At 73.3% G+C, this 13,397-nt stretch carries 7 protein-coding genes; 4 read left to right on the forward strand and 3 right to left on the reverse strand.

Annotated elements, in window-relative coordinates; translation table 11 throughout:
- Positions 1-207: 207 nt before the first annotated feature.
- From OHS70_RS25425 to OHS70_RS25435, 3 genes are read right to left on the reverse strand one after another with little or no spacing between them, the layout of a single operon-like run.
- On the reverse strand, positions 208-1,374 hold the full coding sequence (locus OHS70_RS25425; RefSeq protein ID WP_328400867.1) for an AAA family ATPase: 1,167 nt from the start codon (positions 1,372-1,374) through the stop codon (positions 208-210).
- Entirely contained in the window at positions 1,371-6,437 is a 5,067-nt protein-coding gene (locus OHS70_RS25430) for a hypothetical protein (protein ID WP_328400869.1), read from the reverse strand. Before OHS70_RS25430 ends, OHS70_RS25425 begins: the two co-directional genes overlap by 4 nt.
- Positions 6,434-7,309, reverse strand: a complete 876-nt coding sequence (locus OHS70_RS25435) for a DUF4132 domain-containing protein (protein ID WP_328400871.1) — start codon at positions 7,307-7,309, stop codon at positions 6,434-6,436. Before OHS70_RS25435 ends, OHS70_RS25430 begins: the two co-directional genes overlap by 4 nt.
- A 308-nt stretch (positions 7,310-7,617) precedes the next feature.
- Here OHS70_RS25435 and OHS70_RS25440 point away from each other — a divergent pair, with 308 nt between their 5' ends.
- The 4 genes from OHS70_RS25440 to dnaG all read left to right on the forward strand — a co-directional run bounded on the left by OHS70_RS25440 (position 7,618) and on the right by dnaG (position 13,128).
- Complete coding sequence (locus tag OHS70_RS25440; RefSeq protein ID WP_328400873.1) at positions 7,618-8,367, forward strand: sirohydrochlorin chelatase; 750 nt, start codon at positions 7,618-7,620, stop codon at positions 8,365-8,367.
- Between the two features lie 34 nt (positions 8,368-8,401).
- Positions 8,402-9,805, forward strand: coding sequence for a deoxyguanosinetriphosphate triphosphohydrolase (locus OHS70_RS25445; RefSeq protein ID WP_328400875.1), 1,404 nt, complete (start codon positions 8,402-8,404; stop codon positions 9,803-9,805).
- 127 nt (positions 9,806-9,932) lie between these two features.
- A complete protein-coding gene (locus OHS70_RS25450) occupies positions 9,933-11,195 on the forward strand; it encodes an NAD(P)/FAD-dependent oxidoreductase (protein WP_328400877.1) in 1,263 nt (420 codons plus the stop codon).
- 34 nt (positions 11,196-11,229) lie between these two features.
- Positions 11,230-13,128, forward strand: coding sequence for a DNA primase (gene dnaG / locus OHS70_RS25455; protein WP_328400879.1), 1,899 nt, complete (start codon positions 11,230-11,232; stop codon positions 13,126-13,128).
- Positions 13,129-13,397 lie beyond the last annotated feature (269 nt).

Consider the following 13,397-nt stretch of genomic DNA (forward strand, 5'->3'; position numbering starts at 1 on the left):
GATGGCCGGCGCGATGCGGCTGCTTCGGCGTGTCCGGCCGATCCGGCCTGTTCGCCCGATCCGACCGACGCGGCGGCTCCGGGTGACCTGTCGGCTCCGGAGGCGCCGGTGGATCCGGGTGGTCCGGGTGGCCAAGGGGGTCCCGGTGCCTCGGAGGGGCCGGAGGCACCGGACCGCCCCCGCGCTCCGAGCGACCCGCGAGGCTGCTCACCTGAGCTCATCGCGCAGCTCCCACAGCGTCCGCCACAGCGGTGCCCCGCCCTCCGCCCGGCGCCGTACCGGCCCGTCCCAGTACCCGAGCAGCCGTGCATGATCGGCCGGATCGTCCTTGCGCACGGTGCCGAGCAGATGGCCGGGCAGGGTGCGCGCCACGTCCCGCCCGGCACCCAGATACGCCGCCCCGAGCCCCATCGCCGTGGCGACATGCACCGCCTCCGCCGTCGACATCACCGTCGAGGGCCGCTCCACCTCCCAGCCCTCGGCGCTGCGCCCGCTGCGCAGATCCCGGAACGCCGTCACCAGCGCCTCCAGCACGGCGTCGTCCACCGAGAACGCGGCCCCGGAGCGTGCCAGCGCCGCCGTGGCCTGACCGCGCACCAGTTCGGTCTCGGCCTCGATGTCGCCGATCGGGCCGACTTCCTCGAAGTTGAACCGGCGCTTCAGCGCCGCGGACATCTCCGACACGCCCTTGTCCCGCAAGTTGGCCGTGGCGATCAGCGTGAAGCCGGGCACCGCGTGCACGGTGCCGTCCGCGGCGTCACCACCGGCCAGTTCCGGTACGGACATCCGGCGCTCCGAGAGCAGCGAGACCAGCGCGTCCTGCACCTCGGGCAGACAGCGGGTGACCTCCTCGACCCGGGCCACCGCCCCCCGCGACATCGCGGTGAGCACGGGAGAGGGCACAAGTGCCTCCCGGCTCGGGCCCCTGGCGAGCAGCATCGCGTAGTTCCAGCCGTACCGCAGCTGGTCCTCCGTCGTACCCGCCGTGCCCTGCACGGTCAGCGTGCTCGTGCCGCAGACCGCGGCGGACAGCAGCTCCGACAGCATCGACTTGGCCGTGCCCGGCTCGCCGACCAGCAGCAGTCCACGCTCGCCCGCCAGCGTCACCACGCACCGCTCGACCAGTGCACGGTCGCCGACGAACTTGCGCGACACCACCAGCTCTTGGCCGTCCGGCGCGCGCAGCGGCTCGCCGCCCGAGCCGCACACGAACAGCACGACGGCACGCGGCGTCATCCGCCAGCCCGGCGGCCTCGGCCCCTCGTCGTACCCGGCGAGGAACTCCAGCTCGTGCGCGTACCGGTCCTCCGGCAGCTCGACCTGCCGCCTCCCGCTCACCGCGACGCCACCGCCCGGCCCGTTCCGCGTGCTCATCGTGAACCTCCCCGGCCGCCACGGCCCTTGAACTCCTCGAACCCCGGTGCGTCACCGCTCACCACCCGCTGCCACGCCGCCGCGTACAGCTGCTCCACAGGCCGGTCGGGCACCACGAAGCGGTTCCCGATCGCGGGCAGCAGCGGTGCCTTCCAGCTCTCGGCAGGCAGCCGCGGGGTCTTCTGCTCCAGCCAGCCGCCGGGCAGGAACAGCGAACGTCCCGCCCGCGCCCGCTTGGCCTCCACCACCAGGTCGGTGGCGGCCAGTTCGGCACGGGCCTTCTTCAGCCGGGCCGGCTTCCAGCCCGTCCACTCCGCCTGATTGCGGTCGGTCGGGTCGGGCAGCGCCAGCAGCATCAGATAGAGCGTGGCCGCGTCCTCCGAGAGCCCGAACCGCCCGGCCGCCTCCGTCACCAGCTTCGGCGCACTCACCTGCGGATGCTGCGGCGCACCGGCCGGCCCGTCGGCGGTGACCAGCGTCGTGAGCTCCTCGCCCAGGACCGTGCGCAGCGCCCTGAGCGCCACCGACTCGCCCGCGAGCCCGGACAGCAGTCGCAGCGCCGGATGGTCGGTGCCCCCTTCTCCGGAGACCGCTCCCGACAGGACCGCTGCGGGACGCACCCACACCGACTCCCACTCCGACCGGTACCGCATCGGCGCGAGCACGATCGCGTCCGACAGCTCCACCAGACCACTGGGACGCGGCCCGGAGCCCGCGGTCGACGGCAGCCCGTGCGCCTCGCGCAGCCGCATCGACATCGACGCGCCGTCCTTGTCCCAGTCCACTCCCACGTGGAGCAGCAGCCCCGGGTCGGCCAGCCGCTCGCGCAGCATCCGCAGCGTGACGGGCAGCACCTCGCGCAGCGGGTCGCCGTACGGGAGCCGGTAGGCGAGCCAGCGCAGCATGGACACGTACGAGGTCAACTCGGATGTGGTGAGCAGCAGCTGTGGATCCACGGGCATGGGTCCGTCGTCGCCGCACGGCTGCTCGGTCCGGCCGGTGATCACCGGCTGCGAGTGCGGGTTCAGCACGGAGTCGAGGACCGTACCCGAGCCGACCTCGCTCACCATCCGGGCGATCAGCGCGTCGGGAGCAACGCGCCGCTTCCCGCGCGCGGCGACCCAGGCTACGGTCAGCGGCGCCAGATCGAAGCCGTCCGTCCACAGCTCGCTCACGCGCTGCGGCTCGGCGGGCAGCAACTGTGCGGCGAAGGCGGTCCGTTCCGCAGGCTTCATGGAGGCCAGCACCCCGCGTCCGGCCTGTGCGTGCGCGCTCTTGGCGCCGAGCGGGGCGAGATACTCCGCAGGGAGCAGCCCGTCCCTGCCGTAGCCGTTCAGACCGGGCAGCCCGAGCAGCAGCAGCGCGCCGGTCACGGCCCCGACCCCGACCAGGGCGGCGAACTCCTGTGCCTGCTCCGGCCGGTAGGGCACCGGTCCGCGGGCCCGCACCTCGTCGACCAGCCGGCGCACGGCCTCCGCGCGCACCGGGTCGCCGGCCGCTCCCAGCACCTCCGACTCGATGAGTGTGAAGCCGTCCCAGGCGCCGAAGGCGCCCGCAGGGTCGTACTCGATGGCGTTGAAGAAGTCGTGCCGCTCGTCCGTGCGTTGGCACGCCACGATCAGCAGACGGCGCTCGCCGGCGTGCCGAACCTCACCCAGCCGCTGGGTGCCGTTGGGGACCCGTTCCGCCCGCAGCTGGACGATCCGCAGCCTGCCCCGCGGATCGGCGAGCACCGCGTCACCGTCCTCCGGCGCACCCGCACGCACGTCGAGGGCGGCGTCGAGGAACTCCAGCAGCGCGGCCCGCTCCGCCTCGTCCGTCGTCGGCGACGCCGCGCGCACCGCGGTGGCCGCAAGGCCTGCGCCGGGCAGCGTCAGCCAGCCCACGCCGGTCCCGGCCAGCGGCACTCTGCCGGCCTCGCCGTCAGGCGCCAGCACCGTGCGCAGCGCCCGCAGCTGGTCCATGACCGTGGTGGGGCTGCGCTCCCAGGAACGGACTCCGTAGAAGTGCGCGGATCCGGTGAATCCGCTGAGTGCGTCACGCAGCCGGCCGTCGTTCGCATGCCGCACCGCCTGCTTCGGCCCGGTCTCTTCGGCCACCTTCGGTGCCTTCGCCGAGCGCTCCGCGATGACGCCGATACGCCTGGCGTGCCGCGCGGCTTCCGCCACGTGACCGGCCACACCCGCGACAAGGGACGGGTGGATGACCGCCGGCAGCAACTCCCTGACGGCCGCTTGTGGTTCAGCCCCGGCCGCCACGGCCGCCAGCAGAACTTCCGCGTCCTTGTCCGTGACCGACCGCAGCGCCGCCGAGCCCTGCTCGTCACGCGGCCGCAGTGCATGCCAGTGGCTCACCGGTGGCACCAGGGACGTGCCCTCGGCGACGGCCCTGCCCCGGTCGCCTTCCTGCAGGGCGGCCAGCGCCACACCCTCGGTGTCGTACAGATGGATCACGGCGTCGAAGCCGCGCGTCTCGCGCGGATGCAGGACGGCCCCGCCCGGCAGCCGTAGCGGCGGCAGCGGAATGCCGTGCGTCAGACGATCGGTCCGGCTGTCCGGGGGCACCGGGACGGCCGGGCTGCGGGTGCCGTCCACGCTGCACGCGGTGAGCGTCCCGGCCTGCGGGTCGTGCCGCACCCACCAGCCGACCAGGCCGTCCTTGCTGCCGAACGGCGAGGACTCCAGGCCCGGCTGCACCGGCAGCAGCCGGCAGGCGTGGGCCAGAAGGACGCTCCCGCCTCCTGGGGCCGCTCCCTCACCCTCGGCCAGTGCCGAGTCGAAGAAGGCGGGCACCGAGACCCTGCCCCTGCGCGCGGACCCAGGGTCGTAGTCCCACCATTCCCTGTCGTGCAGCACCCACAAGGAGAGGCCGTCCGACGCGACCGGCCGCCGCTCGGGCGCGAACGAGGTGTCGCCCGGCTGGACCGGCCTGCCGCCGAACGTACGGCTGCCGTCGGGCAGTTGCAGAGTCGCGTGCTGGGCGGAGGTCCAGTGGTCGTGCAATTCGCCGCCGGGCCTGAACACATCGGCCGGCCGCCCCGTCCACACTGCGCGTCGGTCCGCGCCGTGCCCGTTGGCGACCAGCCACTGGCCGCCCACATGGCGCACGGTCGGGACGTCGTACGAGGACGTGGACGCCGCCGGCAGCGTGAGGTCGCGGCGTTCCAGTACGGCGTCCGGTCCCACCAGCGCCACCCGGGCGCCGACCCGGACGATCAGCGCGGGCCAGGCGTCCGCCATCCGGTAGAACGCGTCGGACAGATAGCCGTGCCGTTGCCCCGCCGCCATCGGATTGACCTTGCCGAGCCCTTCCAGCGCCTCCTCCAGCGCCGGCCAGCCCAGCTCGTCGAAGATCCCCGCGCGCAGGGTGCGTGCCAGGGCCCCGGCGGGGGAGAACGCGGCGATACGCTCCACGGCCTGAGGCGCCGCCGACAGCACCGCGTGCGAGGAGAACTTCGCCACCCGGCTCAGCAGCTTCCCGAGCCCAGGCAGGCCCAGCGGCCGGTCCAGCTCGCCGGCTCGTTCGGCGAGCCAGGACGCCAGCACCGTGCGCAGCGCCGGGTGCTCCGCGATCTGCTGGAGCCGCGCCGACCCTTCATTGGTACCCGCCACCCGCTCCACCCCGCCGCGCAGCAGGGGGCCGAACCGGGGATCGGTGCTCAGCGCCGCCAAGTCCCTGCGCCCGTCACCCTCGTCCGTCAGCCAGGGGCCGAGCTCCAGGTTCTCCGCGCCGGCCGAGGGCGGCTCGACGGGCACGCCCGATGCCAGACACGCGTCGAGCAGATCCAGGTCGACCGTGGTGCGCCAGCCGCCGCCCTTCATCAGGCGCACCGGCGTGCCCTCGGCGACCAGGCGCGCCGCCAGTCGCTCCAGCAGGGTCAGTTCGGCCGCGAGCCTTTTCATACCGCGCCAGCTGCGCTGCCGGTGCCGTGCCCACGACGACAGCCACTCGGCCGCAGCCACGGTCCCGTCCAGCAGCAGCTCGATCGCGCCGCATCTGTCCAGCACATCGAGCCACGCCGCGTCGAACTGCTCCGGATGGTCGCCGCCCGCATCAGGGAACAGCTCCAGCAGCCGCTCCCGTACCGCCCGGTCCTCGGCGGCCGCCGCGGTCAGTGCCGGCAGCGCCGCCTTCCAGAAGGCCGCGGGCGCGCGGTTCACCGCGCCGGTGTGGACGATCCGTGCGATCAGCGCACGCTCCTCGCCCGCCGCGTCGAGCCCCGCGCTCTTCGCGAGCCGCCGCAGGTCCTCGACCATGCCCGTGTACGGTGCCAGGCCGGCCGCGCACCGCTCCAGGCACACCGTACGGAACTGCGCGTACGCCTCCTCGGACGCCAGCCGGACGGCCAGCCCCTTCGCGTGGTCCCGCAGGGACTTGGCGCTGAGCGCGCCCGCCCCGGCGAACTCCAGGAACACCTCGCGCAGCCGGTCCTCGTCGACCGCCAGCGCGTGCCGCTGCTCGGCCGCCCGCGCCTTGCCGAAGAACACCGAAGCCTGCTGCTTCGCGTCCACGGCCAGGAGCAGCCGTCCGGCCTGCTCGTAGAACGTCGGAAGGAAATGCGGCACCGAACGGTCCAGCCGCGCCCCGATGTCGTCGAACCCCTCCTTGGCCAGGCCCGGTTTGGTCGCGACGAGCCGTGTGAGGCGCTCCATCTCCTTGACCACGGCCAGCGCGTGATGGCCGCGGTCAGGGTCGTGGACCAGCGCCCAGGCGGGGAACCCGAGCGACCGGCGCTTCACGCGCCCCACTGGCTCGGACCCTGCTCCCGTGAAGCCCAGGTACTCCAGGGCGAGATCCTCGGCCGGCCCGATGGCCCCGGGCACCAGCCGCACCACCGTGCGCCCCTGGAGCACCGGGTGCTCGTACGCCCGCGCCGTCAATCCGTCACCGGCGCCGTCCCCGCTGTCACCGCCGCCGTCCCCGGAATCGCCGCCGTCTGCGCCGAGCGGCAGTACCGCACCGGCCTCGAGGAGCTGCGCCGCGCCCAGCCCCGCGTCCTGCTGTCCGCCCACCGGTTCCCCCGATTCCGCCGTCGCCGATCCAGCCGCTCCCGTCGTCGTCACCGCAGCTCCCCCTCCTCGTCACCGGTCACGCGCCCGGCGTACACCAGCGCCGCCATCCGTTCGCCCTCCGACCAGGCCACCGGCCCGACCTCGCCGAGCGGCACCTGAAGCCCGTGCCGGTCCCGCCACTCCAGTGACCCCGTCAGCGACTCGGCGTCCGGATACTCGTCGCCCAGCCAGTACGCCGCCTCCAGCGGACGGCCGAACTCCACCAGCGGGCACACCGCCTCACCGCCGCGCACCCGGTAGCCGAGCGCCACCGCCCGTGCGGTCGCATGCCGCAGCTGGGCGAACTTCCCGTTCTCGTAAGCGCGCCAGTGCAGGCCGCCGGCGTCGTCCGGGCGCCGCCACACTTCCCGGAACAACTGCTCCACGCCTTGCTCGACCTCGAGCTCCAGCGCGAACTCCCGCAGGTCGTCCAGGTCTTCCAGCAGCACCGGATGCGGTATCAGCACCGTCTCGCACGCGAGCCGCTTCGAGTCGCCGTCCAGGTCGACGATCCCGGCGCCCTTCTGCGGGTCGGCGTCCCGCAGGAATCCCGCCCGCGCCATGTCCGCCGACCCGTCGGCCGCCGGCGGAGCCACCACCAGATCGCGCAGCGCCGCCTGCCACGCCGGGTCCGGCCACACCCTGGCCAGCAGCGCCACAGGCACCGGCAGCGAGCGCACCAGCCATGTGTCCACCTGCTCCCGGCACTCGCGCGCGTGCCGCTCCAGCCACTCGGCGAGCTGCCGCAGCCGCACCACCGCCGCGTCGTCCTTCAGCTTGGGCGGCACCTGCTTCAGCGTGCGCCCCGCGGCGTTGCGGCACAGCACATGCGTGCCGTCCAGCGTCACGGCGTAGCCGCCGTGCTCCGTCTCGATCCAGCCCATGGCGAGAGCGCCTCCCCGACGGTCCCCGACCGCCCACGACCCTGCTCGGAACCCCGATCGGTTCCGTTGGCGATCACAGTAGGTGAGGGGACTGACAACGCCGCCGGGAGGCAGTGAGCCTGTGGAAAAGACCCGTCACCCTCACGCAACAACCCGGCAACCTGCGCGGGTCACCATCGGTGCATGACGGAGCCGGAACACCTTCGTGACTCCCTGCCCCTCGACTCGACCGCGCAGCTGCTCACGCGCATCACCGCTCAGCTCGGCACCCAGCTGAGTCACGTCAGACTGAACGGAACCCGCCGCGTATGCCCCAGACCGACCGGCCCACCCTCGTCGCCGTCGCCCACGGCAGCCGCGACCCGCGCGCCGTGCGCACCGTCTCCGCTCTCCTCGACCGCGTCCGCGAGCTCCGCCCCGGGCTCGATGTCCGGCTCGGCCACATCGAGCTGAACGAGCCGCTGCTCGGCGACACCCTCGCCGCCCTGCCCGCCCGCGGCGTGCTCGTCCCGCTGCTGCTCAGCCGTGGCTACCACGTCAAGCACGACCTGCCGCTGGCCGCGGCGGCGCACCCCGGCGCTCAGCTGCGTGTCGCCGAGCCGCTCGGCCCGCACCCGCTGCTGGTGGAAGCGCTGTGCTCCCGGCTCGCCGAGGCGGGCTTCCGGCCCGAGGACGGCACCAGCCGCAGTGCGGGAGTGGTCCTCGCCTCCGCGGGTTCCCGCGACCCGGACTCGGCCGTCGACACCCGCCGCACGGCGGACCTGCTCAGCGAACGGCTCGGCGGCGTGCCCGTCGTCCCCGCCTATGCATCCGCCCTCACGCCCACCGTTCCCACGGCCGTGCGCGCGCTCACCGCCCGCGGCCGGCACCGCATAGCCGTCGCCTCGTACTTCGCCGCCCCCGGTCTCTTCGCCGCCCGCAGCGCCGCCGCCGCACCCTGGGTGGCCGCCGAGCCGCTCGGTGCCCACCCGGCCCTCGCCCGGCTGCTGCTGCACCGCTACGACGAGGCACTCAGCCGCTCGCAGGCGCCCCAGGGGCTCGAACTGGCCGCCGCATAGCCCGAGTGTCGGCTGCTCCGGATACCTTCGGTGCATGGATGGCACCACCGGCCCCACCGGCAGCAGCGCCTCGTCCACGCCCGGCGTGCACGGCTCCGGCGCGTACGGCACCGCTCCGTACCACCTCTCACCCTTCGGCCCCGACGCGTACGACCCCGACATCTACGACGAGGCCGCCACCGAACGCTGGGCGGCCGAGCCGGACAAGCGTCCCGGCCGCACCGCCTTCCAGCGCGACCGTGCCCGCGTCCTGCACTCATCGGCGCTGCGCCGCCTGGCCGGCAAGACCCAGGTGGTCACGCCCGGCACCCGCAGCCACGCCTGGGACGCCAGCCCGCGCACCCGGCTGACCCACTCCCTGGAGTGCGCCCAGGTCGGGAGGGAGCTGGGCGCGGCGCTGGGCTGCGACCCCGACCTCGTCGAGGCGGCCTGCCTCGCCCACGACATGGGCCACCCGCCCTTCGGGCACAACGGCGAGCAGGCGCTCAACGACTTCGCGAAGGACTGCGGCGGCTTCGAGGGCAACGCCCAGTCGCTGCGGCTGCTGACCCGCATCGAGCCCAAGCGGTTCATCCACAGCGAGAGCACCGGCGAACCGGTCAGCGTCGGCCTCAACCTCACCCGTGCCGTCCTCGACGCCGCGACCAAATACCCCTGGCCGCGTGGCGGACACCCCACCGAGCCTGGTTCGGTGAAGTTCGGGGTGTACGAGGACGACCTGCCGGTCTTCGAATGGGCGCGCACGGGGGCCCCGGCGTACCGCAAGTGCTTCGAGGCCCAGGTCATGGACTGGTCCGACGACGTCGCGTATTCGGTCCACGACTTCGAGGACGGACTGCACGCGGGCCACATCGACCCGAACTGCCTGATGTCCCGGACCGAGCGCGAGGCCGTCTGGGCCGTGGCGATCGGGCGGTACGTACCCGAGGACACCGACCCGCACGAGCTGTCCGACGCCCTGGACCGTCTGGTCGACCAGGTGTGGTGGCCGCACCACTACGACGGGTCGGCCGTTGCCCAGGCCCGCCTCAAGGACGCCACCAGCCAGATGATCGGCCGGTTCTGCCTGGCCGCCGAGGGCGCGACCCGCGAGGCGTACGGCTCCGGCCGTCTCACGCGGTACGCGGCGGAGCTGGTGGTCCCCCGCGAGACCCGCAACGAGTGCGCGGTGCTCAAGGCCGTTGCCGACCGCTATGTCATGCAGCGTGCCGAGCAGGAGACCCTGCGCGCGGACCAGCGCGTGGTGCTCGCGGAGCTGGCGCACGCGCTCACCACCCGCGCCCCGGAGGGTCTCGAGCCGCAGTTCCGCGCCTGGTACGAGGCGGCGCCTGACGACCGGGCCCGCAAGCGGGTGATCGTCGACCAGATCGCCAGCCTCACCGACGCCTCCGCCCGCACCCTCCACGCCCGCCTCACCGACCGGCGGCCGCCTGGCTGAGCACGGGAGGGTCCACCGGTTCATCCTGATATGACCCGCCCGGAAGGTAGCCCCTCTTTCGTCATCACGCTCCGTGCGGGACGCTCGCTGAAGGCTGCGCAGCGCAGAAGCAACGAGGAGGTATCACGTGGTCGACGCACATCGGACCTTCGTCATCGTCGGCGGTGGACTGGCCGGGGCCAAGGCTGCCGAGACGCTTCGTTCCGAAGGGTTCACCGGCCGAGTGATCCTCATCGGTGACGAACGCGACCATCCTTACGAGCGTCCGCCCCTGTCCAAGGGCTATCTGTCCGGCAAGGAGGAACGCGACTCCGTCTTCGTCCACGAGACCGCCTGGTACGCGCAGGCCGACGTCGAACTCCATCTCGGCCAGTCCGTCGTCGCCATCGACCGCGACGCGAAGTCGGTCCGCCTCGGTGACGGTGCCGTCGTGCGCTACGACAAGCTGCTGCTGGTCACCGGCGCCGAACCGCGCCGTCTGGACATCCCCGGCACCGACCTCGCGGGCGTCCACCATCTGCGCCGCCTCGCCCACGCCGACCGGCTGCGCCACCGGCTCACCGCACTCGGCCGGGACAACGGCCATCTGCTCATCGCCGGGGCGGGCTGGATCGGCCTGGAGGTCGCGGCCGCAGCCCGCGGCTACGGCGCCGAGGTCACTGTCGTCGAACCGCTGCCCACGCCGTTGCACCAGGTCATCGGCCCCGAGCTGGGCCAGGTCTTCACCGAGCTGCACACCGAGCACGGCGTCCGCTTCCGCTTCGGGACCCGCCTCACCGAGATCACCGGCCAGGACGGCATGGTGCTTGCCGCCCGTACCGACGACGGCGAGGAGCAGCCGGCCCATGACGTGCTGGCCGCGATCGGCGCCGCTCCGCGCGCGGCGCTCGCCGAAACCGCGGGTCTGGCGCTGGCCGACCGGGCGCACGGCGGCGGTATCGCCGTCGACGCGGGTCTGCGCACCTCCGACCCCGACATCTACGCGGCCGGCGACGTGGCCGCCGTCCACCATCCGCTGCTGGGCATCCGGCTGCGGGTCGAGCACTGGGCGAACGCGCTGAACTCCGGCCCGGCAGCCGCGCGCGCCATGCTCGGCCAGGACGTCTCCTACGACCGTGTCCCCTACTTCTTCTCCGACCAGTACGACGTGGGGCTGGAGTACTCGGGCTGGGCTCCTGCCGGCTCCTACGACCAGGTGGTGCTGCGCGGTGACGTGGGCAAGCGGGAGTTCATCGCCTTCTGGCTGAAGGACCGCCGGGTGCTCGCCGGGATGAACGTGAATGTGTGGGACGTCACCGACTCCATCCAGCAGCTCGTCCGTTCCGGTGCGCAGATGGACCCCGACGCCCTCGGCGACCCGTCGGTGCCACTGGCTTCCCTCAACGGCTGACGGGAGTGTCACCGCACCGCCGTAGACTTCACGCGTGGCAGGCAGGATCAACGATGACGACGTGAAGGCGGTGCGGGACGCCGTCCCGATCGACGCCGTCGTGTCCGAGTACCTCCAGCTGCGCAACGCCGGCGGTGGAAACCTCAAGGGCCTGTGCCCTTTCCACGACGAGAAGTCCCCCTCCTTCCAGGTCAGCCCCAGCAAGGGGCTCTTCCACTGCTTCGGCTGCCAGGAGGGCGGCGACACCATCGCCTTCGTGATGAAGATCGACCATCTCTCCTTCTCCGAGACGGTCGAGCGCCTCGCCGCGACGGCGGGCATCACCCTGCGCTACGAGGAGGGCGGGTACAACCCCACCCACCAGCGCGGCGAGCGGATCCGGCTGGTCGAGGCCCACAAGGCCGCCGCACAGTTCTATGTCGAGCAGCTCGACGGCGCCGAGGCGGAGATCGGCCGGAAGTTCCTTGCCGAGCGCGGCTTCGACCAGGGCGCCGCCCAGCACTTCGGCGTCGGCTACAGCCCGGCAGGCTGGGACCATCTGACCCGGTTCCTGCGCGGAAAGGGCTTCAGCGACAAGGAGCTGCTCCTGTCCGGCCTCTCCCAGGAGGGCCGCCGCGGACCCATCGACCGGTTCCGCGGCCGGCTGATGTGGCCGATCCGCGACATCACCGGGGAGGTCGTCGGCTTCGGCGCGCGCAAGCTGCGCGACGACGACAACGGCCCGAAGTACCTGAACACCCCCGAGACCGCGATCTACAAGAAGTCGCAGGTGCTGTACGGCATCGACCTCGCCAAGAAGGAGATCGCGAGAACGAGCACGGCCGTGGTCGTCGAGGGGTACACCGACGTCATGGCCTGCCATCTCGCGGGTGTCACCACCGCGATCGCCACCTGCGGCACGGCCTTCGGCGGCGACCACATCAAGATCCTGCGCCGTCTGCTGATGGACAACGCCACGGCCGAGGTGATCTTCACCTTCGACGGTGACGCGGCCGGCCAGAAGGCCGCCCTGCGTGCCTTCGAGGACGACCAGAAGTTCGCCGCCGAGACCTCGATCGCGATCACCCCCGGCGGCATGGACCCCTGCGAGCTGCGTCTGGCCGAGGGCGACCCCGCCGTGCAGAAGCTCGTCGAATCGCGCACCCCGCTCTTCGAGTTCGCGATCCGCCAGATGGTGGTCCGGCACAACCTGGAGACCCCCGCGGGCCGCGCCGCCGCCCTCGACGAGGCCGCACCCATCGTCGCCGGGATCAAGAACGTCGCGATCCAGCACGAGTCGGCCGTCCAGCTCGCCGGCATTCTCGGCATCCTCGACACCCAGTTCGTGGTCAAGCGGGTCTCCCAGCTCGCCCGTTGGGCCCGAGAGCGCGGCGGCCGCGGCCCCGCGGCCCCCCAGCAGCCGCGTGCGTACGACGCCCAGCACGCCCCCCAGGCCCCGGCCGGCCCCGCGCTCAATCTGCGCAGCCCCGCCCACCGCACCGAGCGCGAGCTGCTCAAGCTCGCGCTCCAGCATCCTGAGCTGGTGTCCCCGGCCTTCGATGCATACGGCGCCGACGAGTTCACCGCCCCGCCGTACGCGGCGGTCCGCCAGACCATCATGGAGGCGGGCGGCGCCGAGCAGGGCACCCAGGACACCCCCGGCTATCTGGCCCGGGTCCGCGACACGGCACCGAACGACACGGTGCGCGCCCTGGTCACCGAGCTCGCCGTGGAGGCCGTCCACTCCCGTACGGTCGACGAGACCTATGCGGGCATGCAGCTGGTCCAGGTCCGGCTGCGCGCCGTCGACCGCCGTATCCGCGACGTCCAGGGCACGCTGGCCCGCCTCGGGCAGCACGCCGACCCGGAGCATGTGTCCGCCGTGCAGAACGAGTTGTGGGTGCTCCAGCAGTACGCCCAGTCCCTGCGGAACCAGGGCGCGGACGCGCTCTGACGCGGGGCGCGCCCGCACCCGGCTCCCGCGCTCGATGCCGACGCGGGAGGGGGCACCGGCCGGGCGGCCCGCCGACACGCGTCGCGAGCCCGGCGCCCGCCGACACGCGTGGCGAGCCCGGCGCCCGCCGACACGCGTCGCGAGCCCGGCGCCCGCCGACACGCGTGGCGAGCCCGGCGCCCGCCGACACGCGTCGCGAGCCCGGCGCCCGCCGGCCGCGCCGATGTCCGGGACGTCCGGGCCTCTTCAGCGGATCGCCCGCCGGACGG

The organism is Streptomyces sp. NBC_00390 (assembly GCF_036057275.1).
Taxonomy (GTDB): domain Bacteria; phylum Actinomycetota; class Actinomycetes; order Streptomycetales; family Streptomycetaceae; genus Streptomyces.